Annotated in this window: 18 protein-coding genes; 8 read left to right on the top strand and 10 right to left on the bottom strand. The window is 36.9% G+C overall.

The features are described from left to right. Position 1 precedes the first annotated feature (1 nt). From ACR1PO_RS21220 to ACR1PO_RS21175, 10 genes are all read right to left on the bottom strand, one after another. Positions 2–1135 (bottom strand): 3-hydroxyacyl-CoA dehydrogenase NAD-binding domain-containing protein, encoded by a 1134-nt coding sequence (locus ACR1PO_RS21220; protein WP_433988089.1) that lies wholly within the window; start codon positions 1133–1135, stop codon positions 2–4. A gap of 82 nt (positions 1136–1217) precedes the next feature. Beyond that, the gene (locus ACR1PO_RS21215) at positions 1218–2018 is read right to left on the bottom strand and encodes an enoyl-CoA hydratase/isomerase family protein (protein WP_332388158.1); all 801 of its coding nucleotides are present in this window, start codon (positions 2016–2018) and stop codon (positions 1218–1220) included. A 164-nt stretch (positions 2019–2182) separates the two neighbouring features. Then, positions 2183–2647 carry a 1,2-phenylacetyl-CoA epoxidase subunit PaaD gene (paaD, locus tag ACR1PO_RS21210; protein ID WP_433988088.1) on the bottom strand — a complete coding sequence of 155 codons (465 nt, stop codon included), beginning with the start codon at positions 2645–2647 and terminating at the stop codon, positions 2183–2185. 3 nt (positions 2648–2650) lie between these two features. Next, the gene (locus tag ACR1PO_RS21205; protein WP_433988087.1) at positions 2651–3460 is read right to left on the bottom strand and encodes an alpha/beta hydrolase; all 810 of its coding nucleotides are present in this window, start codon (positions 3458–3460) and stop codon (positions 2651–2653) included. Positions 3461–3466: 6 nt separating this feature from the next. Next, the gene (paaC, locus tag ACR1PO_RS21200) at positions 3467–4216 is read right to left on the bottom strand and encodes a 1,2-phenylacetyl-CoA epoxidase subunit PaaC (protein WP_433988086.1); all 750 of its coding nucleotides are present in this window, start codon (positions 4214–4216) and stop codon (positions 3467–3469) included. 88 nt (positions 4217–4304) lie between these two features. After that, a complete protein-coding gene (gene paaB / locus ACR1PO_RS21195) occupies positions 4305–4586 on the bottom strand; it encodes a 1,2-phenylacetyl-CoA epoxidase subunit PaaB (RefSeq protein WP_002981782.1) in 282 nt (93 codons plus the stop codon). Between the two features lie 110 nt (positions 4587–4696). Next, the gene (paaA, locus tag ACR1PO_RS21190; RefSeq protein WP_332388167.1) at positions 4697–5635 is read right to left on the bottom strand and encodes a 1,2-phenylacetyl-CoA epoxidase subunit PaaA; all 939 of its coding nucleotides are present in this window, start codon (positions 5633–5635) and stop codon (positions 4697–4699) included. A gap of 92 nt (positions 5636–5727) precedes the next feature. After that, complete coding sequence (locus tag ACR1PO_RS21185; RefSeq protein WP_332388168.1) at positions 5728–6813, bottom strand: 2Fe-2S iron-sulfur cluster-binding protein; 1086 nt, start codon at positions 6811–6813, stop codon at positions 5728–5730. Continuing rightward, positions 6813–8129, bottom strand: coding sequence for a phenylacetate--CoA ligase family protein (locus ACR1PO_RS21180; RefSeq protein ID WP_433988085.1), 1317 nt, complete (start codon positions 8127–8129; stop codon positions 6813–6815). The genes ACR1PO_RS21185 and ACR1PO_RS21180 overlap by 1 nt, the downstream gene beginning before the upstream one ends. A 171-nt stretch (positions 8130–8300) precedes the next feature. Then, entirely contained in the window at positions 8301–8879 is a 579-nt protein-coding gene (locus ACR1PO_RS21175; protein ID WP_433988084.1) for a TetR/AcrR family transcriptional regulator, read from the bottom strand. A 388-nt stretch (positions 8880–9267) separates the two neighbouring features. On the opposite strand from ACR1PO_RS21175, the gene clpB reads away from it, so the two are divergent. From clpB to ACR1PO_RS21135, 8 genes are all read left to right on the top strand, one after another. After that, a complete protein-coding gene (clpB, locus tag ACR1PO_RS21170; RefSeq protein ID WP_433988083.1) occupies positions 9268–11862 on the top strand; it encodes an ATP-dependent chaperone ClpB in 2595 nt (864 codons plus the stop codon). A gap of 135 nt (positions 11863–11997) precedes the next feature. Further along, on the top strand, positions 11998–12150 hold the full coding sequence (locus ACR1PO_RS21165) for a hypothetical protein (RefSeq protein WP_002981788.1): 153 nt from the start codon (positions 11998–12000) through the stop codon (positions 12148–12150). A gap of 202 nt (positions 12151–12352) precedes the next feature. Then, the gene (locus ACR1PO_RS21160) at positions 12353–12895 is read left to right on the top strand and encodes a hypothetical protein (protein ID WP_433988082.1); all 543 of its coding nucleotides are present in this window, start codon (positions 12353–12355) and stop codon (positions 12893–12895) included. A 781-nt stretch (positions 12896–13676) separates the two neighbouring features. Beyond that, entirely contained in the window at positions 13677–14333 is a 657-nt protein-coding gene (locus ACR1PO_RS21155; protein ID WP_433988081.1) for a sensor histidine kinase, read from the top strand. After that, positions 14330–14971, top strand: coding sequence for a response regulator transcription factor (locus tag ACR1PO_RS21150; RefSeq protein WP_332388178.1), 642 nt, complete (start codon positions 14330–14332; stop codon positions 14969–14971). The genes ACR1PO_RS21155 and ACR1PO_RS21150 overlap by 4 nt, the downstream gene beginning before the upstream one ends. A gap of 248 nt (positions 14972–15219) precedes the next feature. Next, on the top strand, positions 15220–16224 hold the full coding sequence (locus ACR1PO_RS21145; RefSeq protein WP_433988080.1) for a zinc metalloprotease: 1005 nt from the start codon (positions 15220–15222) through the stop codon (positions 16222–16224). A 336-nt stretch (positions 16225–16560) separates the two neighbouring features. Beyond that, a complete protein-coding gene (locus ACR1PO_RS21140; protein ID WP_433988079.1) occupies positions 16561–17574 on the top strand; it encodes a zinc metalloprotease in 1014 nt (337 codons plus the stop codon). A 102-nt stretch (positions 17575–17676) separates the two neighbouring features. After that, a complete protein-coding gene (locus ACR1PO_RS21135) occupies positions 17677–17913 on the top strand; it encodes a hypothetical protein (protein ID WP_433988078.1) in 237 nt (78 codons plus the stop codon). Positions 17914–17921: the final 8 nt, after the last annotated feature.

Here is a 17921-nt window from a genome sequence, read left to right as displayed (position 1 = left end):
ATTACATTTTCTTCAACAAAGGACTTTGTCTATACCTTTCTTCCTGATATTCTTCATAAAGGTTTTGTAAGGTTTCGGATATTTTTGCATACCCTATTTCTTTCCCCCAGCTTAATAAACCTTTTGGATAGTTTACGCCTTTCTGCATGGCCAGTTCAATATCTTCGTCATTGGCAACTCCTAACCTTTTAGCCTCTACAGCTTCATTGATCAGCATGGAAATAATTCTTAAAAAGATCTGCTGGTATAAAGCATCGTCTTTCTGAGCTACAGGTTTTTCTGCTCCTTCGCTGTAATCGTAGAAACCTTTTCCCGTCTTTCTGCCGTGAAGTCTGGCTTCAGACATCCTTTGCTGAAGTAATGATGGTTTGTATTTCGGATCGTAGAAATAATCTTTGTAAACGGTAGTTGTTACGGCAAAGTTTACATCAACCCCAATAAGGTCCATCAATTCAAAAGGTCCCATTTTGAAGTTTCCTAAAATTTTCATGGCATCATCCACCTGTTCTGGTGTTGCGATGTTTTCTTCAACAATTCTTAAGCCTTCCCCATAATAAGGTCTGGCAATTCTGTTGACAATAAAACCTGGAATATCTTTGGCAATAACAGGAGTCTTCCCCCATTCTTTCATGAGGTTGTAGATTTTTTCTGCTAATGTATTTTCTGTTAATAAGGATGGAATAACTTCCACTAAAGGCATCAATGGAGCCGGATTGAAAAAGTGAATTCCGATGAAACGCTCCGGTTTCTTTAGTTCTGCACCAAGAGAGGTGATAGAGATAGAAGAGGTATTGGAACTAAGGATACAGTTTTCTGAAACATAATTTTCAAGCTCTGTAAACACTTTGGTTTTGATCTCTTTGTTTTCGATAATAGCTTCTATAATCAGCTCACAATCTTTGAAATCCTTCAATTCTGTAGCAATGGAAATATTAGCTAAAATTTCAGTCATTTTCTCTGCCGAAATTTTTTGTTTATCCACCAATCTGGTGAGTGTTTTTTCCAGACCTACCGTTGCCGTTTCTACTTGGTTTGCGTTGGCGTCATACACCCATACTTTGCATCCGTTCGTTGCGGCTACCTGTGCAATGCCGATTCCCATTGTTCCGGCACCGATAATTCCAATATTTTTCATTTTGTACAATGTAAAATGTACAATGTAAAAAGTATTGATTTGTGTACATGGTACATTTTACTTTCTACATTGTACAATCTTTTTATTTTCCTTTATAATTAGGTTTTCTTTTTTGTAAGAAGGCGTTTACACCCTCGATGAAGTCTTCTGTTTCTGCAGCTTCCTGCTGAAGATCTCCTTCCAGTTCAAGCTGTTCTTTCAAGGTATTGTTATAAGAATTGGCAAATGCTTTTTTAGTAAGCTTGATGGCTGCTGTCGGCATGTTTGCCATTCTTTCAAGGATTTCCATAGATTTTGGAACAAATTCTTCTTCACTGAAAACTTCTGCTACAAGACCATAAGCTTTAGATTCTTCTGCAGATAATTTTTTACCTGTAAATGCTAAATAGTTGGCCAATTGTCTACCTAAAAGCTTCGGTAAAAAGTACGTTCCTCCTGTATCTGGAATCAAACCGATATTTGAAAATGCCTGGGCAAAATAGGCTTTTTCATTCGCCAAAACAAAGTCAGAGATCAAAGCCAGCATAGCCCCAGCTCCTACTGCTGGACCGTTTACTAAAGCAATAACCGGTTTTTTGCAACGGGTAACTTCCATTACCAAAGGGTTATAATAGTCTACCACAATTTTTCTGATGATGTCATGATCATGGTGTTCCTTTCCTACCACAAAAGCTTCATCCAGATTCTGACCTGAGCAGAAAGCTCTTCCTCTTCCGGAAATGGCAACACATCTTACGGTTTCGTCTTCACTGCATTCTTTGACAAAGTCTCTGAGATCTGATAAAGCCGGCTTTGTAAGGGCGTTCATCGTTTCCGGTTGATTAAGATATGCGATTTTAAGCTTTCCGTCAAAATGCGTTTCAATATCGAGTTGTGTATACATAGTTTTTATTAATTTATTATTTAACAACGCACTAATTTAACAATATAAATTCATGTAACCACCTAAGATTTTAACAATCTAACAATACCATCGTTATGCTCTGCATATTCGTCAATTTTTATCGATGGGCTATGGTTAATTCATTGTTTGCAGTTATTGCATTATTAATGACATTTAAAATAATCAAAAGGCTCCAGGCAGTCCAAGCATTGATAAGAGGCCTTACACAGTGTAGAACCGAATCTGCTGATCTGCTTGGTATGTTCAGAACCGCAACGCGGACATTTTTTCGGTTTCCCGATGTGGTGTTCGTCTGCTCCTTTTTCGGGAGGCGTGATTCCGTACGCACGAAGTTTTTCTCTCGCTTCATCCGTTAACCAGTCTGTTGTCCAGATCGGAAACATCTTGGTCACTACTTTTGCTTCCCATCCGTTTTCTTTCATCATTTTGATAATATCCTCTTCAATGGTAAACATAGCGGGACAGGCAGAATAAGTAGGTGTAATGATCACTTCACAGGTATTTTCACCTGTAACCTGTGCATCTCTTACAATTCCTAATTCCACAATATCAATCACCGGAATTTCCGGATCGGGAATTGTTTTTAATAAATCTAAAAGCTGATTCATATTTTATTTTTTATCAGAATCAAGGATTCTTTTCATTGCTTTCTGATAATCTAAATTATCTGTTATGCCGTTGTGATACTGATCTTTCAATATAATCAGGCTATCATCTTTTTTAAAATTATTTTTAAGTTTTAAAGATGCCTTGTAATTAATAACCTCATCTTTATCACCATGAAAAATAATTATCGGTGACTTAACTGTTTTTAAATATTCACCGGTTTCAAAATTATACTTCAGTAAAAACTTCGGAAGAAATGAGAATTTCCGACTCATTTCATCTTCTGTGCTATAGTATGGAGCCTGTAAAATAAGCAATTTTGCATGATGCTCTGACGCCAGTTTTGCTGCCAGTCCTGTTCCTACAGAATACCCTAAAATAATAATCTTATTCTCCGGATATCGTTTCAAAAGTTCTTTATAAGCAGTATCAACATCCGACAAAAGCTGATCTTTATTGCTGATTTTACCTTCACTTTTTCCATAGCCCCGGTAATCAGGCATAAACGTGTCATAATTCATGCTCCGATATAATTGAGTTACTTCTCCCCAGTCTTTTATTGACCCTCCGTTTCCGTGAAGATAAAAAATGACTCCTTTTGGATTTTGGGCTCTGAATAAAACAGAACTCAAATGCTTTCCATCCTGCGTTTTGATAGGTATTTCATCAAAATCACCATCAAATGTAAACTTGTAATTTTCCGGTAACTTTTCAGGATAAAAAATAATTTTCTCCTGATAGAAATAAATACCAACACAAAGTATCACATATGCTGCAAGAAAAAAAGCCAATATCCCAAGAAGCAGCTTCTTCATAATTTATTACCACGTACATCCAGGATACGCTCTCTGCATATACTGAAGCTCACAAAGAATATATCCAAAATATTCCGTGTGATATCCTGTTCTTGATTTTGGCTGCATGAAAGGACTTTCAGGATATTCTAAACCGAAATCTGCAAAATCTTTCTTTGTAATCGCAAGGAATTCTTCATAAAGAGCATCTGTATCCGGAGCAATATTCAAAGCTGCAAGATCTTCCTCTCCTTCTGTTTTCGCGAAAAGACCTTTTGTATATTCCCAGATATTTTCAACAGCTTTTACCAAACGGAATTTGCTTTCTTCTGTTCCCTGAGCAAAAATTTTCATCCAGGAAGCAGCGTGAGTATAATGATATCTTACCTCTTTTAATGATTTCTGAGCGATGGCGGCCAATTCTTCATTAGCAGAATTCGATAATGCTTCATACATCAGTTTCTGATATACTGCAAAAACATAAACTTTCAGAATCGTTTGTGCATAGTCTTCATTGGGAAGTTCTGTCCAGTGGGCGTTCAGATACTCGTGCTCATATCTTAAAAACGCAATATCATCTTCACTTTTTCCGTTATCAATCACCCTTGAAGCGTACACATAAAAGTTATTCGCCTGCCCCAGTTCATCCAACGCAATGTTTGTCAATGCAATATCTTCTTCTAAGTAAGGTCCTTCACCACACCATGCAGACAGGCGCTGTCCCATAATGAAACTGTCGTCTGCTAGTTTTAATAAATAATTATATAATGGGTTCATTGTTTAGTAGATTTCAGATTTCAGACACAAGATTTCAGATTGACAAAAAAGTCTAGCATCTGATCTCACATCTTACAATCTTTATTGATTACATATTTTTTACATCGTTAGGAATCTCGTAGAAAGTCGGATGACGATATAGTTTGTCATCAGCCGGATCAAAGAAAGCTTCTTTATCCACTCCTTCCGAAGTCACAATATATTTGCTTGGAACAACCCAAACAGAAGTTCCTTCTTTTCTTCTTGTATAAACGTCTCTTGCGTTCTGCAAAGCCATTTCTGCTGTTGGTGCCTGTACAATTCCAACGTGTTTGTGAGATAATCCCGGTTTAGTCTGAATAAACACTTCCCACATATCTAAATTTGCCATAGTCAAATTATTTAACAATGTATCAATGTACCAGTTTAACTATGAGATGCTTCGACGAGCTTAGCATGACAATGGTTGTTACATTTCTACATTGGTATATTGTTACATTATTATATTACTTCTTTTTGTTGTTTCTCAGCAAAAGCTACTGCTGCTTCTTTTACCCAAGCATTCTCTCTCTGAGCTTTTCTCTTGGTCTCGATACGCTTCTTGTTACAAGGTCCGTTTCCTTTCAGAATTTCCATGAATTCATCCCAAGGGAGTTCCCCGAAATCGTAATGCTGTCTTTCCTCATTCCATTTCAGATCTTTATCAGGAATAGTTAATCCTAAAAATTCAGCCTGAGGAACGGTAACGTCAATAAATCTCTGACGAAGGCTGTCATTACTTTCTCTTTTCACTCTGTAATTCATAGAAATTTTAGAGTTTGGCGAGCTGTCATCATTAGGTCCGAACATCATTAAAGCCGGCCACCAGAAACGGTTTAGCGAAGCCTGAGCCATTTCTTTCTGCTGTTTGGTACCACGGCAAAGCGCCATCAGGATCTCATATCCCTGTCTTTGGTGGAAAGATTCCTCTTTACAGATTTTCACCATCGCTCTTGAATAAGGACCATAGGAATTTCCCATCAGCATTACCTGGTTCATAATGGCAGCTCCGTCTACCAGCCATCCGATTGCTCCGATATCTGCCCAGCTCAGGGTAGGATAATTGAAAATACTTGAGTATTTTGCTTTTCCTTGCAGCATATCATCGTAAGTAGCATCTCTGTCTGCTCTGATGCTTCCATCTCCTAAAGTTTCGGTAGCAGAGTAAAGGTATAAGCCATGACCTGCCTCATCCTGAACTTTCGCCAAAAGAGCCATTTTTCTTCTCAATGAAGGGGCTCTGGAGATCCAGTTGGCTTCCGGCAACATTCCAACAATTTCAGAATGCGCGTGCTGTGAAATCTGACGAACCAATAATTTCCTGTAATCATCAGGCATTACATCTTTTGGCTCTACTTTATTTTCTTCGTGAACGTATTGAACAAATTTTTCTAAGTCCATTTCTTTTGCTTTTTGTACTAAAGTAAAATGTAGGCTGTACAATGTATTTCCGATGTACTTTTTACATTATACACTTTACATTTTACAAAAAATTAAACATCATAATTAAGCATCACCACATTCGTTGTCGGGTGACATTGGCAGGTAAGAACATAGCCTCGGGCTACTTCTTCTTCGGTAAGTGCGTAGTTTTTCTCCATGAAAACTTCTCCTTCCAGAACTTCCGCTTTACACGTACAGCAAACTCCTCCTTTACATGCAAAAGGTACAGGAAGATTGTCTTTCAATGCTTTATCTAAGATACTCTCTTTTTTGGAGTTAAGGTGGAACGAATATTCATCATCATCAATGATTACCGTTACCATACTTTCAATATTGGCAATAGCCTTGAATTCATCACTCATTTCCTCCGTATTTTCCTCATCAGGAGGAGTGAAATATTCAAACAATACCTGGATAGCCGGAACTTTTTTATCTTTTTTCAGATAATCCGCAATTCCTTTGATCATTTCTGAAGGTCCGCAGATGAAATAAGTTGCTTCTCTTACATCAATATCTGCGTATCTTTCAAATAACTGCTCCAGTTTTTCAGCAGAAATTCTTCCTTCAAAAACAGGATCTTCGTGCTTTTCACGGCTTACCAGATAAACCACTTTAAGCCTTCCGTTGAACTGTTCTACCAGCTTATCAATTTCAGCTCTTCTTAAAACATGATTCATACTTCTGTTGCTGTAGAACAGATAAGCATTACTTTTAGGTTCCTGATAAAGACTTTCTTTAATATTGGATAAAACAGGAGTAATTCCGCTTCCTGCTGCCAATCCAACATAGGTTTTCACATTTGTCGGATGATAAGATGTGTTGAAACCACCCATCGGAGGCATTACTTCCAATACTTCATCCATATGAAGATGTTCATTGAAATAGCCTGATACTTTTCCACCTTCAAGCAATTTCACCAATACCTCCAGTGTATTGCTTTTTTCACTGGGAGCATTACAGATAGAGTAAGAACGTCTTTCCTCATTCCCGTTGATCATCATCCGGAAATTCAGATACTGTCCCTGTTTGAATCTGAACTTATCTTTAAGCTCTTCAGGAATCTCCACCGCTACATTTACTGCATCGGGAGTGTCTTTCTGAACCTTAACTGTTTTAAGTTTATAAAATGAATTCATTATTTTTTAAGTATTCTGTTAATTTTTCCACCTTCGCATTTTGGCAGGCTGTCCTGGGCATGAACCTTCACTTTTGTAGTGATGCCTACCCGTTTTTTTATTTCGTTTTCTATGTTTTTTCCAAAGTTTCCGACAAAATTAAAATAATCATCGGTATTGGCTTCTATTTTCTGAGATTTCACGAGGTCATCATCTATTTCAACATCAATATCCAAAGCGATGCACATGTGCTCTTTCTCAACAGGCGTCAGGTAATAGTTAGGAACCACTCCTTTTACATATGAGAAAGCATCTTCAATCTGGCTTGGATAAACATTTACTCCTCTTACAATCAGCATATCGTCTGCCCTTCCAACAATGGGTTTCATTTTCACCATCGTCCTTTTGGCATTTTCATCGTAGTAAAGGCTTGTAATATCATTCGTCCAGTAACGTAAAAGCGGCATTGCTTTTTTCGTTAATGTTGTAATCACCAACACGCCTTCTTCCCCGAAAGGAACCGGCTGCTTTGTGATCGGGTCTAGAATTTCGGGATAGAAATGATCTTCCCAGATATATGCCCCTCCTTTTTCCTCAAAATCCTCCATGGAAACTCCCGGTCCGATAATTTCACTTAATCCGTAGATATTGGTAGCATGAACTCCTAATCTTTCTTCAATGTGCTCCCTGATAATTTCAGTCCATGGCTCTGAACCTAAAACCGCATATTGAAGACTGATTTCATCTGCTGATATTCCTCTTTTTGCAAATTCATCCGCAATCGTTAAAGCATATGATGGGGAGCAGCAGATTACTTCCGGCTTAAAATCCACAATCAGATCCACCTGTCTTGCCGTCATTCCCCCGGAAATAGGAAGAACACTCATCCCAAGCATTTCTGCGCCATAATGAAGCCCTAATCCACCGGTAAAAATCCCGTAACCGTAAGCATTATGTAACTGCATTCCCGATCTGGCACCTGCAGCATATAAAGATCTTGCCACTACTTCACTGAAAAGGTCTACATCTTCCTTTGTATATCCTACCACAGTCGGTTTCCCTGTAGTACCGCTTGAGCAGTGAATACGCTGAAGCTCGCTTTTAGGGACTGTAAATAATCCGAACGGATAGTTATCTCTTAAATCCTGTTTGTAAGTAATGGGAAGTTTCGTGATATCCTCAATCGACCTTATATCCTGTGGAGATATTTGCAGTTCATCAAATTTCTTTTTATAAAATTCCGACTTCTCCTCCAAATAGCTGATCAGGGTGATCAACCGGCCGGATTGAAGCTGTCTCAACTGATCCAGCTCCAGATATTCAACTGAAAAATCCATAAAACTAACTAACATTTGTTAGGTGTAAATTTAAAAAGATTTTGCAAGCTGGCAAAATTATTATGACTTTTGTCATATTTTGAACGATTCTAAATAACAGAATAAAAGCTCAATGCTTTTCTTGTAAAAAGTATAATGTAAAATGTATTAATGATTCATCTTGCCAAAGACTTATGAATGTTGGTTTCCTAACAAACCGAAAAGAATTTTCTCCCTGATTTCTTCAGTAATTTCATCTGTGGAATCACTGCTTCTTTTGAACCAGAAATAGGAATTATTTAAGGTATGAAGAATAAATCTCGTCGTAAACGAAGGTGATTTCAGTTCCCAGTTTTCAGCTTTGTAGATCTCAGAAATCAGTTCTTCCACTTCCTGCTGATAGTTTTTTCTCAATGCAACAAATTCGGGAAGCCTTTCTTCTAGGTGTTTCCATTCATTGGAATAGATATGGGTAACATCACGGTTTTTAAGAACAACGGAAAGGTGCTTATCCAATAACAGATTCAGTTTTTCCTTCGGAGCAATATCTGTATTTTTTACCTCTTGAAGCTCATCGAAAAACTCCTGGGCAATACCAAAACAAATCCATTCCAAAATTTCTTCCTTTGAACGGATATGCGCATACAGTGATGCTGCTTTGATATTGAGTTTAGTAGCCAGATCTCTTACCGAGCTTCCCATATAACCTTTTTCTTTGAAAAGCTCTACTGCTACATCTAGTATTTTTCTCTGTTTTTCTTTTAGTTCCATCTGGTAAAATGCAAAAGTAATTATTCTGAATTAAACTGCTCGTTTTTTTGATCATAAAAGATAATCATCCGAACCAATTCAACCTGTGTATTGTATCCTCTGTTATTAAGCTGTTATAATCATGATATGACTATTTGTTCATAGATTTTAAATAAATAATTACGAAATCGGAAATTTTGTCAAGTTAAATTTCCGTTAAAAATGCAAAATCCGGAAATTTTGTCTATATTTTTTATAAATTTAATAATTGAACAGTTTTTGCGATACAGTCATCGATTAAATGATTAAATAATTGATTGGCATTAAGAAACTGAGCCTCAGAATTTGGTTTCTTGATGTTTTTTAAAAACTAAACTTTGAACGAATCCTTACCAAAAATATATACAATATGAACTTAAACCAATATACTGTAAAATCACAGGAAGCCATCCAGGCAGCACAACAGGTTGCGATGGAATTTGGCAACCAAAGTATTGAACCCCAACATCTCCTTGAAGGGATTTTTCAGGTAGATGAAAATATTTCGCCTTTCTTATTAAAAAAGTCTGAAGCAGATGCTGCATTAGTAAGAGAGCGCAACCGTGAAAATTTAGAAAAGCTTCCTAAAGTGCAGGGAGGAAATATTTATCTTTCACAATCAGCCAACAAAGTATTGCTGGACGCACCCAATATTGCCAAGAAAATGGGTGATGAATATGTAACGATTGAGCATTTATGGCTGTCACTTTTGGAAACCACTTCTGAAGTATCGAAGATGCTGAAGGATATGGGTGTAACCAAAAACCTGTTGGAAGGTGCTATCAAAGAATTAAGAAAAGGAAGTAAAGCAACTTCTGCAAGTTCAGAAGAAACCTATCAATCCTTAAACAAATATGCTAAAAACTTTAATGAATTAGCAGCAGAAGGTAAACTGGACCCTGTAATCGGGCGTGATGAAGAAATCAGAAGGGTCTTACAGATCCTTTCCAGAAGAACCAAAAACAACCCGATACTTATCGGGGAACCGGGTGTAGGTAAAACAGCGATTGCAGAAGGAATTGCCCATAGAATTATCAGCGGTGACGTTCCTGAAAACCTTATGGATAAAACATTATATTCACTGGATATGGGAGCTTTAATCGCCGGAGCTAAATACAAAGGTGAATTTGAAGAGCGTTTGAAATCAGTTGTCAACGAGGTAATCAAATCGGATGGTCAGATTATTCTTTTCATTGACGAGATCCACACATTGGTTGGTGCCGGAGGTGGTGAAGGAGCCATGGATGCAGCCAATATCTTAAAACCTGCTCTGGCAAGAGGAGAATTAAGAGCAATTGGTGCTACCACCCTGAATGAATACCAAAAGTATTTTGAAAAAGACAAAGCGTTGGAAAGACGTTTCCAGAAAGTAATGGTGGAAGAACCGGATACTGAATCTGCTATTTCTATCCTTCGTGGTATTAAAGACAAATATGAGGCTCACCACAAAGTAAGAATCAAAGACGAGGCAATTATCGCAGCCGTGGAAATGTCTCAAAGATATATTTCAGACCGTTTTTTACCGGATAAAGCCATTGACCTTATTGATGAAGCTTCTGCAAAACTGAGAATGGAGATCAATTCCAAACCGGAAGAACTGGACGTGCTGGACAGAAAACTCATGCAGATGGAAATTGAGCTGGCCGCTATTTCAAGAGAAGGCAACCAAACCAAGATTGATCACCTTAAAGAAGATATTGCAAAAATATCCGAGCAGAGAAATGAGATCAATGCGAAATGGCTGAAAGAAAAACAGAAAAGTGAAGATCTTACACAGATCAAAAAAGATATTGAGTCTCTGAAACTTGAAGCAGAAAGAGCTTCCAGAGCCGGAGATTATGCCAAAGTAGCAGAGATCCAGTACGGAAAACTTCGTGAGAAGGAAGAAGAGCTCAGCAAAGTTGAGCTTGAAATGCAGAACCATCAGAATGAACTGATCAAAGAAGAGGTTACCGCAGAAAATATTTCTGAAGTAATTGCTAAATGGACAGGTATTCCTGTAACCAAGTTACTTCAATCTGAAAGGGATAAATTATTAAATCTGGAAACTGAACTGCACCACAGAGTTGTTGGACAGGATGAAGCGATTCAGGCAGTTGCAGATGCGATCAGAAGAAACAGAGCCGGATTAAGTGATGATAAAAAACCTATCGGTTCTTTCCTTTTCCTTGGGACAACCGGGGTGGGTAAAACCGAGCTTGCGAAAGCACTGGCAGAATTTCTATTTGACGATGAAAACAACATGACCAGAATTGATATGAGTGAATATCAGGAACGTCACAGTGTTTCAAGATTGGTAGGAGCGCCTCCGGGATATGTAGGATATGATGAAGGCGGGCAATTGACTGAAGCGGTAAGAAGAAGGCCTTACTCAGTGGTATTGCTGGATGAGATTGAAAAAGCACACCCGGATGTTTTCAACACTTTGCTTCAGGTTCTTGATGACGGGCGTCTGACTGACAACAAAGGACGTGTAGTCAATTTCAAAAATTCAATCATTATTATGACCTCGAATTTAGGTTCACACCTGATTCAGGAGAATTTTGAAAATCTTACGGAGGAAAATCAGGATGAAATTGTGGATAAGACCAAAGAAGAAGTTTTTGACCTTTTAAAACAAACCCTTCGTCCGGAATTCCTGAACAGAATTGATGAAATTGTACTGTTCCAGCCTTTAAGAAAAAAAGAAATCGGAAAAATCGTTCAGTATCAGTTGAGAGGATTTAATGAAATGCTGTCTAAAAGAAACATCATTATGACTTTCACTCAGGATGCAGTGGATTATCTGATGGACAAAGGCTACGATCCTGCTTTCGGGGCAAGACCATTGAAACGAGTGATCCAGCAGGAAGTATTAAATAAACTTTCAAAAGAGATTCTTGCAGGAAATGTGAATGATGGAGACAGAATCACTCTAGATTATTTTGAAGAAACAGGTTTGGTTTTCAGACCTACCGAACAATAAAATAGTTTTTTTTCATATACATTATTTTTGTGAATAAGTGCTGTAGATTACTCTGCAGCACTTATTTTTATATATTTTTCCTTATTACGTGAAATATTATTATATTTATTAAGCCAATAACAAAACAGAATCAGTATGAAAAAGCTTAAAAGAAATGATCTAAAGAAAATTGATGGCGGACTTATTGCCCCAATCATTATGTGCGATGAAAACATGAACTGCCCGCCTAACCTTTGCTGCACATCAGGATATATCTGCAGAGACTGGAGAAAATACCCCTGCATTTAGACAAGAACGGAGAAAAAACATATTTCTCCGTTTTTTATAATATAAATTCACGATTAATATAAATATCAGCTACATTCATTATTACAATCCGTAAAAACACGGTAAAAATAACAGTATAAATCCCTATTCGTAAGTGTATTTTCTACCATATTTTTTCCGAGATTTGCATATTAATTAAGTTTTATCTGCAAAACACTAAGCTATGAATACAGAATCCAACAATCCGCTGCAACCTGGAACAATGTCAAACAGTCTTATCCAGGCTCTGATCAACAATTACCGCCAAAATCACCTGAATGCTATTAATACTGCTTTAGGAATAGAAGATGCACATTCCATCTGGTTTGACCTTCCGAAATTGAAAAATTTCATTGCAAATATTGAAGCAGAGGCAGCCAAAGCCAATCCAGCTGCATCTACAGAAGATTTAGGGGTAAGATTTTATTATTCTGCTTATCCGAAGGAAGAAAACTGGTCTATTATGGAGTCTCACCCGGTTCCGATTGAATATGCAGGAAGACATACTATAGTAATGGTCCCAACATTAAAAAAAGCCAATGAAACAGGAGAACTTATTGATTATGATTTTAATCCTTTCCAAAGTGCTGAAGGAAAATCTATAGCATTAAACAGCCTGAAAACCAATGAGTTTTCTAAAAACACGGGAGAAGATGATGATACAAACCTTGGAGAAAATAGTGGAACCCTTATCCCACCATCACCACCGATGGGTACATCTTATTAATCATCATTCATATTTTTAAACACAATATGACTGAGATTCAAAAAATTTTTTCGTCATTTATGTATTGGGGAGAAGCTTTTTCAGCTATAATCTCCCTGATTTATTATAACCGTGTAAAAAAACAACCCTGGAAATATCTGGCGATTTACCTTATTCTTATTTTTCTGTGTGAATCAGCAGTAAAATGGGGAGAAAAACCACTCAAAATAGACAGAATAAACTTTCACAACTACTTTGTAATTCCCTTGCAGTTTATATTTTTTTATTGGCTGTATGCCAAAGAATCTTTAAAGAAAGTTAAGTTATTCTATGTTATGACGGGAATATATCTCTTAACATACATCCTCAGGGCACTTTTTTTTCCGGAAAAGAAAGTAATATTTTCTTTCAATTACAACATAGGCTGTCTGCTCTTAATGGCTCTTGTCATCATGGAATATTATAAACAGGTTAATTCATCTGAAATTCTTAATTTCAGTAAAAACAAAATGTTTTATATTAATCTTGGAGTAACACTTTTTTACATCGCAAACATACCATTCATGACGTTTAACTCTCTTCTGTGGAAATATATAGATATCTGGGATATGTATTTTATATATTTCCAGGTTTCAGGAGCAGTGATGTATATTTTATTTGCAAGTTCATTTATATGGGGAAAACAGAGCTCTTAATAACAATTATTTCATTCAACATCTTTTTTTTAATGTTTGTAATAGCCATATTTATTTATATACGGAATTACAGACAGAGAAAAAGAGAATACCTGAATGAAATTGAGATGAAAAACGAACTTCATCAGCGAGAGCTTCTGGCCACTCAACTAGAAATACAGCAGGCCACCATGCAGCAGATCGGAAGAGAATTGCATGATAACATCGGTCAGAAACTTACCCTGGTAAGTCTCTATGTTCAGCAGATGCTTTATGAAAACAAAGTTCCGGAAGCAAGTGAAAGAATAGATCAGGTTTCACAAATTATCAATCAATCTTTACAGGACCTGAGGAGCCTGTCAAAAACATTAACGGATGACAATATCAACCAAAAGGAAATTGTAACTTTGATCCAGGAGGAAGTAGACAATACCAATTCTTTTAAAAAGTGTAAAGTCAGTTTTGAGCATAATTTTAAACAGCTGGATTTGGGTTTTGTTCATAAAAATATGCTGTTAAGAATTACGCAGGAATTCATTCAGAACAGTATAAAACATTCCCGCTGTAAAAATATTTTTATCACTCTGAATACTTCTGAAGACATACTTTGGGAACTTGACATCCGTGATGACGGAATCGGGTTTGATACTTCACAGATCAAATCTAACGGGATTGGTCTTACCAATATGAAAAACAGAGCTGAAATCATAGGAGCCAGCTTTCGTATGGAAAGTAAGGAAAATGAGGGGACCCAACTTAATATCATCTTAAAAAAACAATCATGAAAAAAAGCATCGTAATCGTTGACGACCATATACTTATTGCAAAAGCCCTGGAAGGCATTATCGGTAATTTCAATGAATTTGAAGTCATCTATGTCTGTGAGAATGGCAAAGACCTCATTCAAAAATTTGAAGAAGGGAATGCTATTCCGGATATTATTCTTCTGGATATCAGCATGCCGATCATGGATGGTTTTGAAACAGCAGTATGGCTTACAAAAAACCATCCTAACATTAAAATCATGGCTCTGAGCATGCAGGGAGATGACAACAGCGTGATTAAGATGATTAAAAGCGGAGCAAAAGGCTATCTTTTAAAAAATACCCATCCAAGAGATCTGGAAACCGCTCTTACCCGGCTGAATACTGACGGCTTCTTTTATCCGGACTGGGCTTCCAAAATTATATTTACCAATCTTAACAAAGAAACGGAATCTGAAATCGCGGTAAAAATTTCCGACAGGGAAAAAGAATTCCTGAAATACACTGTGACTGAACTCAGTTATAAGGAAATTGCAGACAGAATGTGCTGCAGCCCAAGAACCGTAGAGAGCTACCGTGACCAGCTATGTGAAAAACTGGATCTGAAAACCCGTGTAGGACTGGCAGTTTTTGCTATTAAAAACGGTTTTGCAAATTAAGATCCACCGCGAAAATTTTATTTAATAAATTAAATTTAAGCGAAAAGAATTCACTTAAAATCATTAAAAAAACAAAAATACATAAACATAATATCAAATTGATTAAAATTCAAAACTTATTAAATAAAATTAAAATTAATTCAACTAAAGGATAAAATTTTTAACAAAATACTAAATATTTAAGAAAAATACTTGCATATCAATTTCAAATAATATAATTTCACAACCTCAACCTAAATGATTTTGATATGAAAAAACTATTATTTGGAGCTTTTATGCTCACTGTAATGGCTGCATGTAACAATGACAGCATTAACAATCAAAACGAAAATCCAACTGACGAACCGGTAACTTCTGCAGGATTAGTTCAAAGAGGCTGTGCTTCCGAGGAAATCAGACAGGAGGCATTGAAAAAAAACCCTGAACTTCAGCAAAGATTTGCGGCATTGGAAACCAATACAGAAAAATTTGCCAACGATCTTAAAGTGGGAAAAGTTCTTGCTGATGGTACTGTGGAAATTCCGGTGGTAGTTAATGTTATTTACAAAACTACAGCTGAAAATGTTTCTGATGCAAGAATTGCTGAGCAGATTGCCGTATTGAATGCTGATTATTCAGGCACCAACAGTGATGTTAACAAAATTCCAACTGAATTCCAATCGGTAAGTTCCGGTGATACAAAAGTAAAATTCAGACTGGTAAATACCGTTAGAAAATCCACAACAAAAACAAGCTGGGCAACTAATGATGATATGAAAAAAGCATCTAAAGGAGGAATTGATGCAACTAATCCAACTAACTATTTAAATTTATGGGTTGTTGGTAAAATGACCAGCCAGGGACGCACAATTCTTGGATATGCAACTTTCCCTGAATCTGCAGGTTTATGGAATGACGGTGTTGTAATTGCTGCTCCGTTTTTCGGTAAAACAGGAGCTTCTTCGCCTTTCAACCTGGGAAGAACAGCTACGCATGAAGTAGGCCACTACTTAAACTTAAGACACATCTGGGGAGATGCCAATTGCGGAAATGACCTGGTAAGCGATACTCCTACACAAACTACTGCTAATTACGGAAAACCTTCCTATCCGTTATACAACACCTGCAGCGGTGTACAAAGATCTGTAATGTTCATGAACTATATGGACTATGTAGATGATGCGGCTATGTTTATGTTCTCTGCAGGACAGAAAACAAGAATGCAGTCTGTAGTAGCTTCTTCTGGTGCAAGATCCGGATTAAGAGTGTATTAAAAGATATTTTTAAATTATAATCTAAAATCTATCCTAATGATTAGGATAGATTTTTTTATACTCGTATTGTGTCATCAGCCACCTAAATCACCGTAAAAAATATTCTATAATTCTCAACAAAAACATAAAATTATTTACATTAAAATACACTTAAGCGTGAAATATAAAACAATTAAAGCAATTTAACTAAAATTCAATCAAAACACGTTTAAATTACAATATAAGTAAATAAATTACTATTTAAATATAAATTATTTAAATATTTTTCAAAATAATTTGCATATCAATTTCAAATACTATAATTTCACGCCCACAACCAAATTGTATTATAACGATATGAAAAAATTCTTAATCGGAGCCCTGATCCTGGGCTTTATGTCAGCATGTAACACTGACAGCCTAACCAATCAAAACGAAACACTTCCGGATCAGGAGACTTCAGCTCCCAGCGCTCTTAAAAGAAGCTGTCTATCAGAAGAAATCAGACAGGCAATGCTCATGAAAAACCCTGCACTTAAACAGAAAATAGCCGATATTGAATTCGGGACTGAAAAATTTGCTGAAAATCTTAAACTGGGAAAAGTTCTTGCAGATGGAACGGTTGAAATTCCGGTAGTGTTTAATGTAATTTATAATACTTCCACTCAAAATATCTCTGATGCAAGAATTGCAGAACAGATTGCAGTACTTAATGCTGATTATGGCGGCACCAATTCTGATATTACTAAAATCCCGGCCGCATTTCAACCTGTAGCAGCAGGTGATGTAAAAATCCGTTTCAAGCTGGTAGCTACCAACCGTAAACAAAGTACAAAAACAGGATGGAGATCTGATCTTGAAGAGATGAAAAAAGCCAGTACCGGTGGTATTGATGCTACTGACGTAACTAAAAATATGAACATCTGGGTCGTGAACTCAATTCTTGATGAGAATGGCCAGCCCGGAACTTTAGGCTACGCTTATTACCCGGAACATGCAGGACAATGGTATGACGGTCTTGTCATCGGTTATCAGTATATAGGGAAAACCGGTGCTTCAGCGCCTTTCAATTTAGGAAGAACTGTAACGCATGAGGTAGGACACTATTTAAACCTGCCACACCTTTGGGGGTCATCTGATGCCGGATGCCAGACAGATTATTCTAATGACACTCCTACATCTCCCGGCCCTAACTATGGAAATCCAACCTATCCTCTCAACAGAATCTGTGGTGGCGTAAGCCGTTCTCAAATGTTTATGAATTATATGGATTATGTGGATGACAAATCTATGTTTATGTTCTCTGCCAATCAAAAAACAAGAATGCAGGCAGTAGTATCAGCATCCGGACCAAGATCCGGACTGAGATAATCCGCACAGCTGAATATTATAAAAATATTAAAACAGTCTATCTCAATTTGTGGGATAGACTATTTTAATATTTTTACCCGATTTTAATCAGCACCACTACCGATGAAAAAAACAGCATTAGCATCCGGAATACTATTGCACTTATACAGTATTAAAGCACAGGATACGATCCGGATTAAAAAACAGGATACGATCCCGGCCAGAAATCTCAAAGAAGATATTGCACTTATCAGTTCGTCAGGTTGTGTATTTAGCTCTAAAACTCCTTTTTTCAAAAAAGAATGGGTAAAAAAATCAGTGGCTCCTGCAATTCTTTTTACTGCGGCGGCGGCAACCTAGGGAGAAAA

The organism is Chryseobacterium amylolyticum (assembly GCF_051011775.1).
Taxonomy (GTDB): Bacteria; Bacteroidota; Bacteroidia; order Flavobacteriales; family Weeksellaceae; genus Chryseobacterium.
The sequence above is the reverse complement of the archived record's forward strand: the minus strand, read 5'-3'. Positions and strand labels throughout refer to the sequence as shown.